The sequence below is a fragment of the Streptomyces sp. B6B3 genome (genome assembly GCF_039871525.1).
In the GTDB taxonomy this organism is placed as follows: domain Bacteria; phylum Actinomycetota; class Actinomycetes; order Streptomycetales; family Streptomycetaceae; genus Streptomyces.
In genome coordinates this window covers 152,508-171,568 of sequence record NZ_JBDPLU010000012.1, presented here as the reverse complement: position 1 = coordinate 171,568, position 19,061 = coordinate 152,508, and the positions used below count along the sequence as shown (strand labels likewise).

The 19,061-nt window shown below is 72.5% G+C and carries 19 protein-coding genes; 9 read left to right on the top strand and 10 right to left on the bottom strand.

The window, feature by feature from the left end; translation table 11 throughout:
- Nucleotides 1–30 precede the first annotated feature (30 nt).
- Entirely contained in the window at nt 31–1,005 is a 975-nt protein-coding gene (locus ABGB06_RS24115) for a WYL domain-containing protein (RefSeq protein ID WP_347592804.1), read from the top strand.
- A gap of 16 nt (nt 1,006–1,021) precedes the next feature.
- Here the strand turns inward: ABGB06_RS24115 and ABGB06_RS24110 are convergent, their stop codons facing one another.
- Nucleotides 1,022–4,003: a BTAD domain-containing putative transcriptional regulator gene (locus ABGB06_RS24110; protein WP_347592802.1), complete on the bottom strand. Its 2,982-nt coding sequence runs from the start codon at nt 4,001–4,003 to the stop codon at nt 1,022–1,024.
- A 92-nt stretch (nt 4,004–4,095) separates the two neighbouring features.
- Here ABGB06_RS24110 and ABGB06_RS24105 point away from each other — a divergent pair, with 92 nt between their 5' ends.
- The gene (locus tag ABGB06_RS24105; RefSeq protein ID WP_347592800.1) at nt 4,096–4,731 is read left to right on the top strand and encodes a DUF6506 family protein; all 636 of its coding nucleotides are present in this window, start codon (nt 4,096–4,098) and stop codon (nt 4,729–4,731) included.
- Between the two features lie 205 nt (nt 4,732–4,936).
- Here ABGB06_RS24105 and ABGB06_RS24100 read toward each other — a convergent pair whose 3' ends face one another.
- Nucleotides 4,937–5,887: a WYL domain-containing protein gene (locus tag ABGB06_RS24100; RefSeq protein WP_347592798.1), complete on the bottom strand. Its 951-nt coding sequence runs from the start codon at nt 5,885–5,887 to the stop codon at nt 4,937–4,939.
- A 97-nt stretch (nt 5,888–5,984) separates the two neighbouring features.
- Between ABGB06_RS24100 and ABGB06_RS24095 the strand changes: the two genes are divergently transcribed.
- The 3 genes from ABGB06_RS24095 to ABGB06_RS24085 all read left to right on the top strand — a co-directional run bounded on the left by ABGB06_RS24095 (nt 5,985) and on the right by ABGB06_RS24085 (nt 8,313).
- The gene (locus tag ABGB06_RS24095; protein ID WP_347592796.1) at nt 5,985–6,191 is read left to right on the top strand and encodes a hypothetical protein; all 207 of its coding nucleotides are present in this window, start codon (nt 5,985–5,987) and stop codon (nt 6,189–6,191) included.
- Nucleotides 6,188–7,357: a winged helix DNA-binding domain-containing protein gene (locus ABGB06_RS24090; protein ID WP_347592794.1), complete on the top strand. Its 1,170-nt coding sequence runs from the start codon at nt 6,188–6,190 to the stop codon at nt 7,355–7,357. Before ABGB06_RS24095 ends, ABGB06_RS24090 begins: the two co-directional genes overlap by 4 nt.
- Before the next feature lie 89 nt (nt 7,358–7,446).
- Nucleotides 7,447–8,313: an aminoglycoside phosphotransferase family protein gene (locus tag ABGB06_RS24085; protein WP_347592792.1), complete on the top strand. Its 867-nt coding sequence runs from the start codon at nt 7,447–7,449 to the stop codon at nt 8,311–8,313.
- 176 nt (nt 8,314–8,489) lie between these two features.
- Here ABGB06_RS24085 and ABGB06_RS24080 read toward each other — a convergent pair whose 3' ends face one another.
- From ABGB06_RS24080 to ABGB06_RS24055, 6 genes are all read right to left on the bottom strand, one after another.
- A complete protein-coding gene (locus ABGB06_RS24080) occupies nt 8,490–9,203 on the bottom strand; it encodes a hypothetical protein (protein WP_347592790.1) in 714 nt (237 codons plus the stop codon).
- A gap of 39 nt (nt 9,204–9,242) precedes the next feature.
- The gene (locus tag ABGB06_RS24075; RefSeq protein WP_347592788.1) at nt 9,243–10,250 is read right to left on the bottom strand and encodes a hypothetical protein; all 1,008 of its coding nucleotides are present in this window, start codon (nt 10,248–10,250) and stop codon (nt 9,243–9,245) included.
- Complete coding sequence (locus tag ABGB06_RS24070) at nt 10,247–11,707, bottom strand: PrsW family intramembrane metalloprotease (RefSeq protein ID WP_347592786.1); 1,461 nt, start codon at nt 11,705–11,707, stop codon at nt 10,247–10,249. Before ABGB06_RS24070 ends, ABGB06_RS24075 begins: the two co-directional genes overlap by 4 nt.
- A 92-nt stretch (nt 11,708–11,799) precedes the next feature.
- Entirely contained in the window at nt 11,800–12,366 is a 567-nt protein-coding gene (locus tag ABGB06_RS24065) for a hypothetical protein (protein ID WP_347592784.1), read from the bottom strand.
- A 166-nt stretch (nt 12,367–12,532) separates the two neighbouring features.
- Complete coding sequence (locus tag ABGB06_RS24060; protein WP_347592782.1) at nt 12,533–12,970, bottom strand: VOC family protein; 438 nt, start codon at nt 12,968–12,970, stop codon at nt 12,533–12,535.
- A gap of 37 nt (nt 12,971–13,007) precedes the next feature.
- Complete coding sequence (locus ABGB06_RS24055) at nt 13,008–13,442, bottom strand: AraC family transcriptional regulator (protein ID WP_347592780.1); 435 nt, start codon at nt 13,440–13,442, stop codon at nt 13,008–13,010.
- 189 nt (nt 13,443–13,631) lie between these two features.
- On the opposite strand from ABGB06_RS24055, the gene ABGB06_RS24050 reads away from it, so the two are divergent.
- Entirely contained in the window at nt 13,632–13,877 is a 246-nt protein-coding gene (locus ABGB06_RS24050) for a hypothetical protein (RefSeq protein ID WP_347592778.1), read from the top strand.
- A 240-nt stretch (nt 13,878–14,117) separates the two neighbouring features.
- A complete protein-coding gene (locus tag ABGB06_RS24045; protein ID WP_347592776.1) occupies nt 14,118–14,681 on the top strand; it encodes a DinB family protein in 564 nt (187 codons plus the stop codon).
- Between the two features lie 284 nt (nt 14,682–14,965).
- Here ABGB06_RS24045 and ABGB06_RS24040 read toward each other — a convergent pair whose 3' ends face one another.
- Together ABGB06_RS24040 and ABGB06_RS24035 are read right to left on the bottom strand one after the other, a co-directional pair.
- Complete coding sequence (locus ABGB06_RS24040; RefSeq protein ID WP_347592774.1) at nt 14,966–15,718, bottom strand: hypothetical protein; 753 nt, start codon at nt 15,716–15,718, stop codon at nt 14,966–14,968.
- Nucleotides 15,719–15,880: 162 nt separating this feature from the next.
- Nucleotides 15,881–16,537 carry a helix-turn-helix domain-containing protein gene (locus tag ABGB06_RS24035; protein WP_347592772.1) on the bottom strand — a complete coding sequence of 219 codons (657 nt, stop codon included), beginning with the start codon at nt 16,535–16,537 and terminating at the stop codon, nt 15,881–15,883.
- A gap of 116 nt (nt 16,538–16,653) precedes the next feature.
- Between ABGB06_RS24035 and ABGB06_RS24030 the strand changes: the two genes are divergently transcribed.
- Nucleotides 16,654–17,664 carry a hypothetical protein gene (locus ABGB06_RS24030; RefSeq protein WP_347592957.1) on the top strand — a complete coding sequence of 337 codons (1,011 nt, stop codon included), beginning with the start codon at nt 16,654–16,656 and terminating at the stop codon, nt 17,662–17,664.
- Between the two features lie 266 nt (nt 17,665–17,930).
- Complete coding sequence (locus tag ABGB06_RS24025) at nt 17,931–18,716, top strand: hypothetical protein (RefSeq protein WP_347592770.1); 786 nt, start codon at nt 17,931–17,933, stop codon at nt 18,714–18,716.
- The last annotated feature ends 345 nt before the right edge of the window (nt 18,717–19,061 follow it).

Below are 19,061 nucleotides of genomic sequence, written 5' to 3'. Positions count from 1 at the left end.
GAATTCCCGGTGGCCGACTACCCTGCCCGAGTGCCGAACGACCTCAGCCCCACCGCCCGTGCGCTGCGCACCCTCGACATCCTCCAGAGCCGCCCGGGTACCACGGCCGGCGAACTCGCCCGCGGGCTGGGCGTCACGGAGCGGGCCGCGCGCCGGTACGTCGGGATCCTCCGGGAGGCCGGCATCCCCGTCGAGTCGGCCCGGGGACCCCATGGCGGCTACCGGCTCGGGCGCGGGACGAGACTGCCGCCGGTCCACTTCACTCAGTCCGAGGCACTGGCGCTGGTCATGGCGGTGCTCGACGGCCAGCCGGCGGCGGCCGACCCCGACGCCGACCCCGACGACCGTGTCGGTGCCGCCCTGAGCAAGGTCATCAGGGCGCTGCCCGAGAGCATCGGCCGCGAGGCGGCCGCTCTGCGCGCGTACGCGGCGGCCGCGCCCGACCGTCATTCGGCGGCCCGTCCGGATCCGGCCACCACCAGCACACTCGTCGCCGCCGTCGCCGCCCGGCGGCGCGTGGTGGTCGCGTATCGCGGCGAGTCCGGCGCCGAGTGGGAGGCCGAGGTGGATCCCTGGGCGGTCGTCGTCCGCCACGCGCGCTGGTACCTGCTGTGCCACTCCCACCGCGCGGACGCGATCCGCACCTACCGCGTCGACCGGATCCGCTCGGTCCAGCAGACCCCGCACGGCTTCCAACCGCCCGAGGGCCTCGACCCGGTGGCGGTGCTGGAGGAGAACCTGGGACTCGGATGGCAGTTCCCCACCCGGGTGGCGTTCGACGCTCCCCTGGCCGAGGTCGCTCCCTGGATCCGCCCTCCCATGGGACGACTGGAACCGTCCGCGGACGGAGCCGGGTGCGTGCTCGTCGGCAGCACACGCAATCCGACCATGTACGCGCAGGAGTGGCTGGCGACCGTACCGTTCGCCTTCCGCGTGGACGGCGGCCAGGAACTCCGCGCCGCGGTCACGACACTCGCGGCACGGCTCACCGCCGCGACCGAGTAGCCAAGCCGTGGTTCGTTCAGCGCTGGGCGGTGATGCGTGCGGTGATGCGGTCGGTGTCGGTGCGTTCGGCGGGTGGTAGGGGCCGGATCGCGTGGGCCTGGGCGAGGAGGCGCGCCGCCTCCTGGGGGTCTCCCGCCAGCGATGCCGCGCCCGCCAGTCCCTCGGTGGCCAGCGCCACCGCCCGCGGGTCGCCGGTCTCGCGGGCCAGCGCCAGGCTTTCCTCGTGTCGGGTCCGTGCCACGTCGGCGTCGCCGCGTAGCTCCGCGGTGTAGCCCAGCTCGGCCAGGACGTACGCCAGGCCCGAGCGGTAGCCGTCCTGGCGGTGGGCGGTCTCGGCGGCGCGCAGGTGTTCCTCGGCGGCGTCCAGTCGGCCCTGTCTGCGGGCCGAGGCGCCCAGGCCCACGCGTGCGTGGACGACGCCGTGGTGGAAGCCGTGTTCGCGGGCCACCCGCAGGGCGTGCCGGTAGTGGGTGTCGGCCTGTCCGTAGTCCGCCGCGAGCGCGGCGATCCTGCCGAGCTGCGACGTCTCCTCGACCACGACGGGCCAGAGCTGGAGTTCCTCGGCCGACGCCAGGCCGGCGCGGTGGAGTTGGCCGGCGTGCTCGTAGTCGCCGTCCACCTCGGCGAGCACGCCGAGGAGTTGGAGGGCGCGGGCCTGGCCCCAGCGGTCGCCCGTCTCGCGGAACAGCGCCAGCGCTTCCTCGCCCTCGCGGCGCGCGGCGTCCAGCGTGCCCTGGCGTAGCGACTCCCAGCCCAGGACGCTCAGGGCCGCCGCCGTGCCCCAGGGGTCGTCGAGGCGGCGGAAGTCCGCCAGCGCGGCGCTCACCAGGGCGATGGCGGCGGGGAGTTCGCCGCCGTCGGACCGCGCGAAGCCCAGTAGCCAGCGCTCACGCGGTGACAGCTGGTCGCCGGGTGGCTCCACGGGACGGTCCGGCATCCGCTCCCACGCCTGCAGCGCGGCGCGCCACACCAGGGCACCGGCCCGATCCCGGCCTGCCGTCCCGGCCGCGTCGAGGGCGGCGCCGAACGAGCGGTGCGCCTCGCGATACCGTCCGCGCAGGAACCAGTACCAGCCCAACGCGCCGCACAGCCGCAGCGCCGTCGGCCCGTCGCCTCGTTCGAGGGTTCGGTCCAGGGCGGCGCGCAGGTTGGCGGTCTCGGCGTCGAGTCGGGCCAGCCACTCCCGTTGCCCGGGGCCGCGCAGCTGGCCGTCGGCCTCTTCCGCGAGCCGCACGAAGTGCCGGGCGTGGCGTTCGGCGCACTCGGCGGCCTCGCCCGCCTCGGTCAGGCGCTCGCGCGCGTACGCCGCGACGCTCTCCAGCATCCCGAACCGCCGCGGCCCGCCGGCCCGCGGCGGCAGCGTGACGAGGGAGCGGTCCGCCAGGTCGGCCACCGTGCCCGCCACCTCGCCCGGGGTCACCCCGGCCCCCGCCGCGACGGCCTCGGCCGTGGCGAGGTCGAACCCGCCCGCGCAGGTCGCCAGGCGGCGCAGGACGGCACGCTCGCGGCCGTCCAGCAGGTCCCAGCTCCAGTCGAAGGCGGCGCGCAGGGTGCGGGTGCCCGAGCCCAGCAGGTGGAAGCGGTCGTCGAGGCGGGCCGCCACCTCGGGCAGGCCGAGGGTACGGGCCCGGGCGGCGGCCAGCTCGATCGCCAGCGGCAGCCCGTCCAGCGCGCGGCACACCGCCGCGATCGCGTCGGCCTCCTCCTCGCCGCCCACCCCGGCGTCGGCGTCGGCGTCCGACATCCGCTGCCGGAAGAGCCGGACCGACGCCTGCGGCGGTAGCGGCGGCACCGGCCACAGCCGTTCGCCCGGCACCGCCAGCGGCTCCCGACCGGTCGCCAGGATCCTCAGCCCGGGCACGCTGCCCAGCAGCGCCACCACCAGCCTGGCCGCCGGCGTGGCGAGGTGCTCGACGGTGTCCAGCACCAGCAGCAGCCGGCCCCGGGTGCGCAGCGCCCGCCCCAGATCGCCCCGGACGCCGAGGGTCACGGCGATGCGCTCGGTCAGCACAGCGGCGTCCCAGCGAGCCCCGGCGGCGTCGACGCCGGCCAACTCGACCAGCCACGCACTCTCCTGCCCGGCGGCGGCCTCCAGCGCCAGCCGGGTCTTGCCCACCCCGACCGGGCCCGTCAGCGTCACCAGCCGGTGGGACCGCAGCAACGCCCGGACCTCGCCGACCGCCTCGTCCCGCCCGACCAGCGCGTTCAGCGGCGCGGGCAGGTGGGAGGCGAGCGGTTCGACGGGCTCCGGCTCCGGCGCCCGGGGCGGAGCCGCCGGCCCGGCCAGCGCCGGGTCCTGACGCAGGACGGCCTGGTGCAGCGCGGCCAGCTCCGGCCCGGGGTCCACGCCCAGTTCCTCGGCGAGCCGGTCCCTGATCAGGCGGTACGCGGCCAGCGCCTCGGCCTGGCGCCCGTCCCGGTAGAGCGCGTGGATACGGACGGCGTGGAGGCGCTCGCGCAGCGGGTGGGCCTGGAGCATCGCCGAGAGTTCGCCGGCCAGCGCCTGGTGCTCGCCGCGCGCGACGCGCTGCTCCGCGAGCCCCTCGAACGCCGTGACGCGCTGTTCCTCCAGGCGTTCGGCCGCGGCCCGGGCGAACGGCGCGTCGGCGTAGCCGGCGAAGGCGGGGCCGCGCCACAGGGCCAGGGCCTCCTCGTAGCGGCCCTCGGCGGCCAGCGCGCCGAACGCCGCCGCGTCCACCCGCTCCGGCCCGGCCCGCAGCCGGTACCCGTGCGGCGCGGTCTCCACCAGCGCGCGGGCGCCCGGCTCCGCGTTCTCCAGCGCGCGCCGCAGCAGCGCCACCTTCGACTGCAGCGCCCCGGCGGCGTTCGCCGGCGGCAGACCCTCCCACAGATCGTCGACGAGGGCCTCGGCCGGGACCGCGCGCCCGTGATGGGCCAGCAGGTCGGCCAGCAGCGCACGCACCTTGGCGCCCGGCACGGCGACCTGGCTGCCGGCGTCGGTCCAGACGGCCAGCGGGCCCAGCACCCCGAAACGCACGGGGTGATCGTAAGCAGACGGTAAGTCGGTCACAAGCGGTCCCACCTAGCGTCATGGATGTCCCCAACGGCACACCATCCAGGGAGAACGCCATGCCGGCCACGTCCACACCCGCACAGTCCGTCGTGATCTACCCGCGCCCGGGCGCCGACCCGCACAAGGACCGCATCGTGTTCGCGGGCGGGGGGCGCCGCGTGACGCTGGTCGCCGTGCCCGACGAGGAGGAGGCCGCCCCGGTGGTCGCCGGTCTGGTCGCCGAGGGAGCCGGGCTGGTGGAGCTGTGCGGCGGGTTCGGACCGGTCGGCGCGGCGCGGGTGATCGCCGAGGTCGGTGACCGGGTTCCGGTCGGGGCCATCGGCTACGGCAGCGAGTCGCTGGCGGAGATCTCCCGCTTCCACCTGACGTTCCTGACCGGCCAGGTGCAGTCGGAGCTGTTCCTGGTGCTGGTGCCGGGCGCCGACCCGGACCGCGACCGGGCCGTCCTCGACAACGGCGGCGGCGCCACGTTCACCGTGGTGGCGGTGCCGGACATCGAGGCCGCCGAGCGGGTCGCGGCGAGTACGCGGGCCGGACTCATCGAGATGTACGGGGGCCTCGGCGCCGACGCCACGGCCCGCGTCCACGCCGCCGCCGGGGGAACACCGGTCGGCTCGATCACCTACGGCATCGAGTCGATGGACGCGGCCGCCGCCTTCCGCGCCACCACCGACGTCGAACGCCACCCCTGAGACCAACGGCCTTGCACCGGGGATCAGTCACGCCCGGGGCGCGTCACCAGCGGCGAGAGCGCGGCGGCCGCGCACATCGGCCAACCGCGGACGATCCCCGCCTCCCGCCCCCTCCCGCGGCCACCGGGCACCCGGCATTCCCGGCGCCCGTCTTCCGCCTGCATCGTCGTGCCCGTCGTGCCCGTCGTGCGTCCGCGGTACGCGGCTACGGCGCCGCCGCCTCCCCGTAGCGGCGGGCCAGGTGCGCGAAGGCCTCCCTGAGTTCGGCGGGCCGTACTCCGTGGATGTCCGCGTCGAACCGGCCGATGGCCGCCGCCAGGCCGATCCACGACCAGGAGCCGAGGACCAGCCGGCAGCGGCCAGGGCCCAGCTCCTCCACCACCCCCTCGTGGGCGTACGGCGCGACGTCGGCGGCGGCCAGGTCGAGGATCACCTCGCCGCGGCAGGGCCAGTCGGCCACTCGCTCGGCGCCCTGGAACCTGCTGGTGATGAACGCCGCGACGTCGCCGCCAGGCACCTCGCGCGGGGTGAAGCGGGGGCCGGTGGGGCGCGCGGGCGCGATGCGGTCGACGCGGAAGGTGCGCCAGTCCTCGCGGTCGAGGTCCCAGGCGAGGAGGAACCAGCGGCCCGACCAGGTGACCAGGTGGTGGGGCTCGGCGCGGCGCCGCCCGGTCGGGGTGGGACCGACGGGGGTGTAGTCGAAGCGCAGTACCTCGCCGGCGTGGATGGCGGCACCGAGCGCGGCGAGCACCTGGCCGTCGGCCTGGGCGGGGCGGGCCCCGGGCGGCAGGACCGCCGTGACCTGAACGGTGGCGATGCGGTGCCGCAGCCGGGCGGGCAGCACCTGCCGGAGGGTGGCGAGGGCGCGCGCCGCCGCGTCACCGATGCCGGCGGTCTGCAGCGCGACGGCGAGGGCGACGGCCTGGTCGTCGTCGAACAGCAGCGGAGGCAGCCGGGATCCGGCGTCCAGCCGGTAGCCGCCGCCCGGCCCCTTCGCGACGGTGATCGGGTAGCCCAGCTCCCGGAGACGGTCCACGTCGCGTCGGACCGTGCGCGGACTGACGCCCAGCCGCGCGGCCAGGTCCGCGCCCGGCCAGTCGCGGCGGGTCTGCAGCAGCGAGAGCAGCACGAGCAGTCGTGCGGACGTCTTCGGCACGCGCTTCATCCTGCCGCAGGTAGCGGACACATCCTGACCGCTACCGCTGCGATGGTGGGGTCACCGATCCCCGTACGCGCCGAAGGAGCCGACCGCCATGCCCGTCACGACCACCACCCACCTGAACTACCCCGGCGAGGCCCGCGCGGCGCTCGACCGCGCCGAGGAGATCACCGCGCTGTGGGAGAAGCCGTCGGCCGGCGCCACCGTCGTGCGGCCGCTGCGGCCCGCCGGGTGGGCGCCGCTCCACGGCATGCTCACCGACCGCTTCGGCGTCACCTGGGTCCTGGACGTCACGGCGTGACCGCCGTCCTCACCACCCGCGCCCTGGGCCGCGCCACGCTCGCCCGGCAGTTCCTGCTCGCCCGCACCGACGCCCCGCCCCTCGCCGTCGTCCGGCAGCTGTGCGGCCTCCAGGCCCAGGAGCCGCAGGAACCGTTCACCGGGCTGTGGTCGCGGGTGCGGGACTTCGCACCATCGACGCTGAACACCCTGCTGACCAGCCGGGACGTCGTCCGCACCCACCTGATGCGGCGCACCGTCCACCTCGTCGCCGCCGACGACGCGCTGGCCTGGCGCGCCCGCCACGACGCGATGCTGCGCCAGCGGGTGGTGTCGACCTACCGCCAGGAGCTCGCCGGGATCGACCTCGCCGAGCTGGCGGCGGCCGGGCGCGCGGTGATGGCCGACGGCCGACCCCGCACCATGGCGGAGCTGGTCGGCGCGCTCGCCGACCGCTGGCCGGGGCCGCCGCGCCGGGCGCTGGGCGAACTGCTGGTCTCGGCGCTCGTCCCGATGGTCCAACTGCCGCCACGCGGGCTGTGGCGGGCGAAGGGCGGCGTACGCAACGTCCCGCTCGCGACGTGGCTGGGGCGCGAGGTCGACCCGCTCCGCCCCGACGACCCCGCCGACGCGACCGGCCAGGCGCTGGTACGCCGCTACCTCGCGGCGTACGGGCCCGCCGCCACCGCCGACCTGCGCGCCTGGTGCGGGCTGGCGGGGCTGCCGGCGGCGGTCAAGGCGATGCGCGAGGAGCTCGTCGCCTTCCGCGACGAGCGGGGCCGCGAGCTGCTCGACCTGCCCGACGCCCCGCGCCCGGACCCGGACACACCCGCCCCCGTGACGTTCCTGCCGGCATTCGACAACGCGATACTCGGCTACGCCGACCGCACCCGCATCATCGACGACGCCCACCGCGGCCTGTCGGTCGCCGGCGAACGCGCCGTCCTGGTCGACGGCCGCGTCGCCGCCACCTGGACGCTCCACGCGGCCGCCCTCACCGTCACGCCGCTGCGCCCCCTGTCCGCGGCGGACCGCACGGCCGTCATCGAGGAGGGCCGGGCGCTGGCCGCCTTCCTGACCGACGACGCCCACGACCGCGTGCGCCTGCTCTCCGTTCGTGGCGGCAACGGGGCCGAACCCGGTGGCGGCGTCATGGGTCCCCCGGCATCCACGCCACGCGGGGACTGACAGCTTCGCACGAGCCGACCCGCGCCCGACGCGGAAGCGGAAGCGGAAAACGAGGAGACTGCCGGCGGCCGGTGTGCCAGGGTTCGAGAATGGAGACGTCCGACGTTACGCGTGCGATGGCGGCTGCGACGTCGGTCGTCGCATCGCTCGGCCTGCCGGTCAGCGACGCGATCGTGCTCCACAACTCGAACAAGCTGGCACTGCGACTGACGCCATGCGACGTCTTCGCCCGGGTCGCGCCCGTGGGACAGGAGGTCGCCCGGTTCGAAGTCGAGCTCGCCCAGCGGCTCGTCGAGGTCGGATGCCCGATGTGTCCGTTGGAGCCTCGGGCGGAACCGCGCGTGTACACGCGCGATGGCTTCGCCGTGACGCTGTGGACCTACTACGAGCCCGTGACACCTCGCGTCTCACCGGCCGACTGCGCCAAGGCGCTGGAACTGCTGCACGTCGGCATGCGCAAGGTCGATATGCCGAGCCCACGGTTCACGGACCGGATCACGGACGCGGAAGAAATCGTCGCCGACCCGGATCGCTCGCCGGAGCTCGCCGACGTGGAGCGCGTCTTCCTCAGCGGCAGACTGGCAAGCCTGCGACGAGCGATCGAGGCGCGCGGCGCGGCGGAGCAACTGCTCCACGGCGAGCCGCATCCGGGCAACGTGCTCGGCACGAAGGACGGCCCGTTGTTCATCGACCTTGAGACGTGCTGCCGTGGACCCGTCGAGTTCGACCTCGCCCATGTTCCCGAGGCGGTCTGCGAGCACTACCCGAACATCGACCAAGGGCTGCTGGACGAGTGCCGACAGCTCGTCCTCGCGATGGTCGCGGCGTGGCGTTGGGACCGTGGCGACGAGTTTCCGAACGGGAGGCTGTTCGGAGAAGAACTCCTGCGCGCGCTGCACGACGGTCCTCCCTGGCCGACACTGGACACGATGAACAAGCGACTGGGCGGCCCGTAGAAGTCGACGAAGGTCACGTGAAAGTGGCAGGGACCAAACGGCGAGGCGGCAACCGACGGGAACCGCCCGCCCGAGTGGATCAGCGACGCCATGCGCGCGGGCCCCCGGCATCAGTACCTTCGCCGCCAAGCCTCGCATGACGCTGCTACACCACCACGCGGGAATCGCGCAGGAGCCTATTCGGAATCATCGAAGGAGAGCGGCTCGTAGGCGTGGGCGTACTCGGCGAGGAATTCCACCGCCGAGGCCGGGAGCGGGAGATCGATGTCGACCGAATACTCCAGGACCCGCTTCCTGGGGTAGTAGCTCCAGAACTGATAGTCGGGGGATCCGTTCTCCAGCATGCCGGGATACCGCCCGCGGCTGCCGAGGAGGTCGAGCAGCTCCGGCAGCGTCGCCGATTCGATGTCCGGGCCGGGGTCCTCGGGGAGGGCGACCCGCTCACCGCCTTCCGCGACGCGGGCCGGATCTCCCTGGCCGAGAGCGCGGAGTTGCTCCGGGCCGAAGGTGACCCAGGAAGCCTGTGCGGTGAGCACGAGCCAGCTGTCCGTGGTGGTGTTCCGGTGGATGGCGCAGTCGGCGTCCCGGTGAAGCTCCTCACCGTAGTAGAGGCCGGGCTGCTCCAGCGTGTGCTCGGCCCCCTCGCCTCCCTCGGCTGCCACGGTGATGGGGCGGCCCCGGCCGGTGAGGATGCCGGCCAGCTCCTGCCGGAAGGCCTCGCGATGTTCCCACCGCTCAAGGCAGGAGAAGTGCAGCGGGCCGTGGAAGAACTGGTGGCTGGGGTTCCAGGTGGTCCGCAGCAGCCAGTAGCTGTGGACGATGCCGGTCCATCCCGGGATCTGCAGGACGAACTCTCCACAGAGCCGACACGATGTCGTGTCATCGTCCATGGCGGGGAACACCTCCTTCATTCGATCTCAGGCTATCAGTCAGCCAATTCTGGGGACGGGAACGATGAATCCGCGGTCGTTCACCGGACCGCCCGACGGGAATGATCCGGGTGGCAGGTCGAGAATTCCGCCGCCGTCGAAGAAGCGGAGGTTCCCGTCCCTGCTGACCACCACCTCGACATGGTCGGAAACCTTGTTCGCAAGGTCCCGACTCATACTGTTCGCGATACCACACGCCCGCTCGATATCGGTGGGTGGCCCGGGCATGCGGTCCTCCGGGTGAGTGTGGGCGATGAAGTCGTAACCCTGGCCGCGCAGTTCCCGGGGAATCGCCGAAGTGCGTTCGGCGCCGCGGAACAGGCGCAACTCACCGTCCCGGTTCTGGATGATCGCGTGCTCGACCCCGCTGAACTTCTGGAGCTCCGTCAGGTGCGAGACGTTGATCTCTCCGGTGCGAATGCCGACATGGCCGTGCGACTCCAGCCCTCGGACCAGGTTCTTGGCCTTCGGGGACAGGTCCCGGTACGGGATCTGTCCGCCCGGCATGCGGGCCGAGCCGCGGATCGCGTCGCTCATGCCGCGGGCGTCGACCGGCGGGACCCCCGGGCCGGGCCGGCCGCCGGGTTCCGGCGGTGGCTCGGCCGCGGCGGGCGGCGCCGGCGGGGGTGCCGGGGGCGGCATCGGTGGCGAGGCGCCGGCGCCCGCCGGCTGCAGGGCCGGCGGAATGACCATGGCCGAAGGACGGCCACCGGCCCAGTAGTTGTACAGGGTCCAGCCGGCCCAGCCGAGGCCGGCGGCGCCGCCCAGACCGGCGGCGCCGACCCAGGGGGCCGAGGAGTGACACCCCGGGTCGGACAGGTCTTCCAGGTCCTCGATGATCCCGGTGAGGCCGTCCCCGTCGTCGGCGCGCGGGGCCTGTTGTCGCTCCGCGTAGGTGAGCCCGCCGCAGGCCGCCTGGGCGGGCCCGGCGCTCAGCAGCAGCGGCACCGCGGTCCAGCAGGCCAGGGCCGCGAGCTTCGCCAGCGCGGCGACGGCGCGGCGCCTCACGGGGCCACCCCGACGTTCGGCCTGGGGAACGGCACCGCGCCCTCCGCCTTCAGCCGCAGCACGCGCTCACGCAGCTGCGCCTCGTTACGCGTGTCGTAGGGGTCGACCTCGTCGCGCGAGGTGTGCCACTGGAGCATGCCGAGGTCGAACTGGGCGGCGTGCAGCCGGGCCAGGCGGCGGTAGGCGCGCAACCCGCCGCCGCGCCGCAGCGCGTCGACCTTGATCCGGAACCGGCGTGCCGGGTTGAGCAGCGCCGGCAACTCGTCCCAGGTGACCGCGCCGTGGCCACGCGCCGCCTCGACGGACAACTCGACCGCGAGCCCGGCGGCCTGACCGCGCAGCCCGCGCCGCAGCAGCAACAGGTAGAGCAGCAGCAGCGGCCCCTGGAGGAGGAGGATCGCGACGGGGAACACCACCAGCACCCAGACCGCGTCGCTCGCGTCGGGGAACCAGTCGCCCACCTCGTGCTGGAAGTAGCGGAGCAGCAGGTTGTTGGTCGCGTGGGTGCCGATGGCGGCCAGGAAGCCGCAGGCGATGACCGCCCGGCGCGCGCCGGGCGTCCGCAGCTGGCGGGCTATGCCGAAGCCGGCACCGATGGCCGCGGTGAACGCCGTGTGCGCGGCCATCAGGCCCAGGGACTGCCGCAACCAGTACTGGAGGTTGGCGTAGACGCCGTCACCGGAGGTGATGTAGAGGACGCTCTCCATGTAGTTGAAGCCGAGCCCGGCTGCGGCCCCGATCACGACCCCGGAGACCACGCCGTCGAAGTGGCGACGGAACAGCAGGAACAGCACCGCGATGGCCGCGCCCTTGCCCAACTCCTCGAACACTCCGGCGCCGACGTACATCGCGGTGGTCACGGTGTGGTCCAGCTGCGCGGCGCCCATCTCCTGCGTCACCAGGTAGTTGGGAAGATAGGCGCCCAGCCAGATGCCCATCGTGGCGCCGAAGCCGCCGCCCATGAACAGCCCTCCGCCAAAGGCCGCCAGCGGCAGCCACAGCGGCATCCTGCGGTACCGCTGCGCTCCATGGATGGCCAGGACGCCGAGCACGGTGCTCGGCAGGCACCCCAGGAGGGCCAGCGTGGTGAGACCGGGCGAGACGAAGATGTTGGTCAACGCCACCGCGACGGCCGCGAACGGCAGCAGCAGCAACGCGCCGACGGCTGCCTGGCAGCCCCGGGTGAAACGCCGCGAGCGGCCGGCGCCCGCCAGGGCGACCAGGCCCACCACGGCGGCGGCCGACCAGCAGGCCGGGAAGCCGTGCACCATCAGTCTGCCGAACGGCCACGCGACGACGTTCTCGTTGAGCACGCTGAACGCCCCGTCGCCCAGGAGCGGGAGGGCGGGGCGGTTCAGGTCGATCAGCATCTCGATGCCCACCCCCACATGCATCAGCACGAGGATGAGCAGCACGGCGCGGGCCCGGGTGTCCCGGGGCCCGGCCGTGGCGGGCACGGTGGGCCATGCGGGCGGTGGCCACGGTGGTGGGTGGGACGGGACTGGCGGCGGGCGGAAGGGGGGCGGCGCCGGCGCGTTCGCGGGCACGGTCACGGCGCCTCCGGTGACTCGCCGAGGAGCTCGGTCGGCAGCGTCCACTCGTCCGTCGGGAAGTCGGAGAAGAACGACGGGTCGATGGTCGGGAAATCCGTGGGGAAGTCCGTGGGGAAGCCGGACGGATAGTCCGTCGGGTAGGTCGGAAACCCGGTCGGCAGCTCGGTCGGCAGGGCGGTCATCCAGTCCGTCGAGAAGTCCGTCGAGAAGTCCGTCGGCAGCTCCGTGAGGAAGTCGGTCGGAACTCCCGAGGGCCAGGCCGTCGGCATGGGCGTGTCGGGCTGGCCGTTCAGGTCGGGCTCGGAGTCGATCACCAGCGCGAACAGCAACGCGACGCACGTCGTCACGGTCCCGACGAGCAGGCCGTAGATGGCGAAGAAGCGTACGTGCGGCCGTCGTTCGTACCCGGGCCGCTCGGCTCCGTCCGCCCCAGCCTCCGGCTGCGTCGGCGGCTGCGCTGGCGACGGGAAGGCGGGCGGCGCGGGCGGCCCCGGGCGCTCTCCGGGCGCGTGCGCCCCGCCCTTCCCGCCCTTGATGTTGACCACCAGTCTTACCTCCCGCAAGCAAACGCACAGCATAACGAGGAGAGTTGGCGGCCTGAAGACCCCGGTCGTCTCCCCAGCATCCGCGTGGTCGGCCGGCTTCACGTGATTCCCGACCTCGGATGGACCCGTAACCAGCGAACTGCTTCGGGATGGGTCTCGGGAGGAGGCTGACCGCGGTGTCGAGTCAGTGCCGTTCCGGGTCGAATTCCATCACCTGCGTGAGCCGGATGTTGTTGCCCGAGGGGTCCCGGAACGACGTGTCGATTCCGTACGGCTGCGCCGTCGGTGGGTCGTTGAACTCGACGCCACGGGCGGACAGCTCGTCGTACGCGGCCTTGCAGTCGTCGGTTTCCAGAAACAGTGTGCCGCCCGCGCCCTTGGCCACAAGATCCGACAGCTGGGCCCTGCTCGCCTCGTCCAGCATCGGCTGGCCCGGTACCGGCATCAGCACCAGCGCCGGACCGTCCGCGCCGGGCGGGGCGACGCAGAGCCACCGGAAGCTCCATGCCTCCATCGTCACGTCCGCCCGGACCTCCCAGCCGAGTCTCCCGGTGTAGAAGTCGAGCGCCTTGTCCTGGTCGTGCACCCAGAACTGCGCGTTGGCGATCCTGATCCTCGTCATGGCCGCTCCCTGGTCGGTCGTTCGTTCAAGAACGACGCTAACCAGCCGGTACGCCCGCGTCTTCTCGAAACGTGCGGTTTCGCGGCCGCCCGTAAGCCATCGCGACACACCGCGGGATACGGACATGCCGTGCGGCGGGCGGGTGTGCCACCCGGTAGGCCTGCGGCGTCATCCCGTACACCCTGCCGAAGGTCGTCGTGAACGAACCGATGCTCCGTACGCCGACAGCGACGCCGACCTCGGCCACCGTCCAGTCGGTCGCGAGAAGCAGAGCCGCGGCCCGCTCCAGCCGGCGGGTCAGCAGGTACTGGTGCGGCGACTCCCCGAACGCGGCCTTGAAGCAGCGGCTGAAGTGGGCCGGGGACAACGCAGCGGCCGCGGCCAGGTCGGCCACCGTGAGCCCATCGGAGTAACGGGCGTCCGCGAGATCCCTGGCGCGGAGCAGATGACGAGCGATCGGAACGTGGCCCACGGGCCCCATTCTGCGGTCCCCCGTCTCATGCGGTGAGCCGTCAGACTCGGGCTTTCACGCGGCGCGCCATCCGCGGCTTGGTAGGACGGCGGCGGAGTCGTCTCGCAGACACGCGACGCTTCCACCGGCGAACGAGGCGCTGTTATGGTGCGGTGCCGCGGGGGGGGCGGAGTACGGCGGGGAGCCAGGTTGAACATTCGGTCCAGGATCGGACAGGTCGCGGACCTGCCGCCCGTGCTGGCGGCGGTCCTCGGGATCTTCGTGCTCGCCCTGATCGTCGGACTGGTGTGGGCGCTGCTGTGGCTGCCGGACCACACGAAGCTCAGGAGCCCGGCAGCCCGCGAGCGCGCGCGGCGTCGCAAGGAGAGCCAGAAGCGGCAGAAGAAGCTGCGTTCGCGTCGGGAGTCCCTGCAACGCAAGGCAGACCGAGGCTGATCGGTGCCCGCCACGCCGCGACGAGCCCGCCCTCTTCCACAACGCCGCACAGAACCAGATCTGGCTGGCGCCGGCTCACCGGCGACTGAACGCCGCGTCGTCAACGACCCTCCCCGGGCGGCCGTGCGGCACATCAGCCCCCAGCGTCATCTCCCGGTGCGGTACGCTCTCGCGGCCCACGGCCGGCGACGGCGTCCGCGAGGGGCGCAGCCAGGTCTCCGTGGTCTGTAGTGTGCGGAAATGACAAGAAGCGAGCGGCTCGCGGAGCAGCTGGACCGGCACTGGCGCAGGAACCTGCGGCCGCGGCTGGACGGTCTTACCGATGAGGAGTACTTCTGGGAGCCGGTGCGCGGCTGCTGGAGCATCCGCCCACGTGACACGTCGGCCGCACCGGTGTCGGCAGGTTCGGGGGAATGGACGATGGACTTCGCGTCCCCTGACCCGGTGCCGGCGCCGGTGACCACGATTGCCTGGCGGCTGGCGCACGTCATCGTCTCGTGCCTGGGCTATCGGGTCGGATGGCACTTCGGCGGCCAGGACGTCGACTCCCAGACGTTCGCCTACGCGGGGACCGCTGACGAGGCGCTGAAACAGCTCGACGAGATCTACGGGAGATGGAACGCGGGGGTCCGCGAGCTCTCGGACGCTGACCTGGAGAATCCGCCCACGGTGGGTCCCGAGCGGTCTCCCATGGAGGGCATCGTCCTGCACGTCAACAGGGAGTTGATCCATCACGGCGCCGAGGTTTCCCTGCTGCGCGACCTCTACCACTGGCAGGACGGAGCCGTACCGCGCCGAACATGACTTCTCGGTTGGCGGGCCCTGGCATGAGCATCCCGCACAGGCGTCCATGCTCATGCTGTTCGTGGGCGGCTGTCCGCGGCCCGAGGAGTTGTTCGTTGACGCCTCTCTGGTGCACGAATCTCTGGTGCACGAAGTCCGCCGAGGCTGGATCTGCCCGAACAGCGCAAACCTTGCCGCCGGAATGTGTCGTTCGAGGCCTGGCGGCAAGGTATGCGTTGGGGAATGGCTCCGGCGTTCGTCTCCATGCGCGGACGGAGTGCACCGTCCCGTCGCGCGCATTGCCGCTAGATGCTTGACCCGCCGCCCGAGGTGTTGCTCCACCAGGCGCTGTAGGAGTTCAGCGAGTACCGCTTCTGCACGCCGCTGGTCGAGGTGATCTCGATGCCGAACTGCATCGTGTCGAAGGTGGTGTTGCGCAGGAGGTTCTGCGACGCGGCCCATCGCCAGACCGCCGAGGCGTCGATGCTGCCGGTGTTGCTCTGCTGGGCGGGGATGAGCTGCAGGACGTTCCAACCGGGATCGGCCTGCCAGACCGACGCGTACAGGACGCCGCCGATGGTCACGTTGGACGCGATCTGCCTTCCCCAGCCGCCTGCCGACCCCCCGGACCAGCTGGTGAAGACCATGATCTCGTCCTGGTTGCCGGCCGACCAGATGTCGCTCGTCCAGTTCCACCAGTCTTCGCCGGAGACGGGAGCCGACGACGTGTTGTACCAGAAGCCCGCCGAGTTCAACTCCGACAGCGGCGTCTGGGGCCGGACCGAGGTGTTCGGGTAGGACTTGATCCCGCCGCCGGAGTGGTTCGCATCGACGTACCAGGACTTGATGCTGTTGACGGTCAGGCACTGCGTGCCGTGGTTTTCGCCCCAGATGTTGTTGTAGATCGTCCAGGTGCCCTCGGTGTGCTGACCCCACCGGTCGCAGGTGGAGGATGCCTGGGCCTGCGCCGGAGACGTGAAGCTCAGGAACCCGGCGATCACGGCGACGATCAGGGCCAGCCGACCGAACCCGGCCGACATGCTACTGACGGATTTCATCTGGATCCTTCCGCGACATGTTGACTATTGACATGGGCATGTTGGATTTCGATGACAACGTTGTCAATACGACGCCCATGTTTTGATCGATTCAATCGACACAGCAGGACCTGGTGTAAAGAGTCCGAGCCGATCAGAACGCGGCGATCCCTGCGGGCGACTTCACGGCTGGGTGCGTCGCTCGGCGGCGTCGAACGCGGGCGCGAGCGGGGACAGCGCCGCGCGGAGTTGGTCGGGCAGTGAGCCGGAGGGCACGACCAGTCCCCCGGCGCCGAAACTCCCGGCGGCCCCCGCGTTCCCGGCCGGCTGGAGCCAGCCTTCCAACGCGATGCGAACCGCCGCGGCCACGCTCGCCGCGAGAACGCGGGCCGTACGCGCTCCGGCGTCACCCAGGCGTTCGGCGATCACCGCCGCGAGAGAGGGCTCGATGCCGGCGGTGGTAGCGAGGAACGCGTCGCGCAGCGCGGTCCGGGTGGTGATCAGCAGCAGCGCCTCGCGTTCGCGCTCACCGGTGTTCGTGTACTGCTCGACCACTGCTTCGGTGACAGCGTCGGCCAGGCGCACCGCCGCGGGCCGGGCCGCGACGGCCGCCGCGATCCGGGCCTCCCGGTCCGCGGTGACAGCGGAGACGATCGCCTGCTCGCGGCTGGCGAAGTAGTTGTTGTAGGTGCGCGGCGAGACCCCGGCCGCCTCGGCGATGTCCTCCACCCGCACCTGGTCGGGTCCGCGCTCCACGGCCAGCCGCAGGGCCGCCTCGCGTAGTGCCTCGCGCGTGGCCTGCTTCTTCCGCTCCCGAAGCCCTGGTGGTGGTGTCGTCACGGCGTCAGCGTCCCACACGAAGATGCGCGCACGCAAACTTGCGTGCACGCATTTTTCCTGTCAGCCTCGACCCGCCCGAGACCGACAGAAGGGACGCCACCATGCGAGCAAGAGGAATGACCTACGACACCGGATTCGTCGTGCACGGCCGGACATCCCGCGAGCACTTCGACCCCGCGGTGGTCCGGCGCGAGCTCGCCATCATCCGCGACGACCTGCACTGCAACGCGGTCCAGATCATCGGCGGCGACCCGGACCGACTGGAGTTGGCCGCCGGTGCCGCCGCCGAGCTCGGCCTGGAGGTCTGGTTCTCGCCCTATCCGCTGGAGCTGGATCCGGAGCAGATCCTCACGCTCTTCCGCGACTGCGCCGAGCGAGCGGAACGGCTCCGTCGGCGGGGGGCCACGGTCGTGTTCGTCGCAGGGGTCGAGCTGAGCGTGATGAACCGCGCGTTCCTGCCCGGAGAGAGCCCCGAGGAGCGGGTCGAGCAGCTGATGAGCCAACCCGAGCGGCGGGCCGAAGCGATACGCGAGCTCGGCGTGCGCATCAACGCGTTCCTCCGCGACGCCGCGGCCACGGTCCGCGAGCGCTTCCAGGGCAGGCTCACCTACGCGTCCATCCAGTTCGAGCAGGTCGACTGGGCTCCCTTCGACATCGTGACGTTCGAGCTGATCCGCTCCGCCGAGGTCGCCGACCGGTTCCGGGACGCGGTGCGCACCCTGGCCCAGGGCCCGAAGCCGCTCGCGATCACCGGGTTCGGCACCGCGGCCTACCGCGGCGCGGGAGACCGCGGTGGGCGGGTGCTGGAAGTGGTCGAGCACGACCCGGAGACCAGGGCCCCGGTACGGCTGAACGGCACGTACGAGCGTGACGAGGCCGGCCAGGCCGCGTATCTGAGCGAACTGCTGGAGATCTTCGAGACCGAGGGCGTGGACAGCGCGTTCGTGTTCCTGTTCGCCTTGTCCGGCTATCCGCACCGCCCGGACGGCGACCCCAGAGACGATCTGGACCGGGCCGGCCTGGGCATCGTCAAACTCCTCGAAGGGCGCCGGGGGCGGACCTACCCCGACATGGAATGGGAACCCAAGACCGCCTTCGCAGCAGTGGCCCAGCGGTATCGGAGGTGACAGGCCGCGAGGTGGGTGGTGGGTTCCTTGTCCGAACAGTTCTCCCAGGTCGCTGCCACGGAACGGGGACGGATCGACCAACACCGTGCGGAACCTTTCGCGGCTGCCCCGCCCGACCCCGAGTCTGACGCCCTGCCGCGGCTGAGGGTCCGCCGCGGAGAAAGCGGAGGGAAAGCCATGCGTACGAGTCTCAGCCCCTGACTCAACAAGGCCTGTGGCGCGGAGCGGGTCGCCGCGCTGCGCTGCGGGGAACGAAAGGGACAGCGGTGAAGCTACGACGTCGCGCGGCACGGGGCACGATCGCGGGGGGCCTCGCGGCAGTGCTGCTCGCGGGGATCAACGGATGCGGTGGCGAGGATGGGTCGGGGCCGCCCGAGAACTCCTTCGGTGAGGGCGGCTCGGCGGCCGGGCCCTCCGAGAGCTCGATCATCGCCGGATGGGACGACGCCTGCGCGGTGCACGATGTCGAGGCGATCAAGGAGTTCATGGGCATCCGCGCGTTCGGCGTCACGCCGGGCGAGGGCGAGGCGGGCGGCGGCTTCACCACCGACGTCGCGGACTGCGACGTCCCCGCCTTCGACATGCCGCTGTGGGAGCAACGCCTGGCGACGGGCGAAACGGAGACCGAGGATTTCCTCGCCGGGTTCATGTACCTGCGCGTCAACTACTACGAGACGGCCGACACGTGGGATGAGGCGTACCGCGCCGCCCACGACGCCTGGGCGGAGGACACCACCACCGTCGACGGCCGCCTGGTGATGGACGAGCGGACCCTGACCGGCGACTGGGACGAGGGAATGCTCTTCCTCGGCGGCACCGTTCCCGACTCCTTCGGCACGCAGCGCATCGTGCGCGCCGTGATCTTCGACGGCGTGTGGTCGATCACCGCCGAGATCAACTACGACGCCGACCCCGTCATCTGGTGGGACGAACAGGCGGAGCAGGTCTATCCGTTCACGGACGAGGAACTGGCGTCCTGGGTCGGCGAGACCTACCTCCCGCAGGTCCACGCGGCCGTGGTGGCGGCGATCGAGGAGGGCACGGGCGCCTGACGCGTCGCTGCCCCGCGCGGCCACCCTCCGGGCAGGTGGGGCGGGGTGGGGTGCCGGTGGACACCCACTCCAGCCACTCCGTCCACTCCCGCGCCAGGTCCGGGTCGGTCGTCGACGGCACAACGTCCTCGACGGCCCCAACCCGTGCCTCCTGGCGTACGCACACTCGCCTGCCCGGAGCACGTCAGCGCCGCGTGGTTGAGCCCGGACGGCCGCCGCGCGGTGACCGGCGTGCTCGGACCACACGGTGCGAGTCTGGGACTTGGACACCTGGTACCGCGCCCCCGGCCTCCTCGGAGCCGAGGACGAAGCCCGCCGGGGACCGTTCCCTCTCCTTCGCCCTCG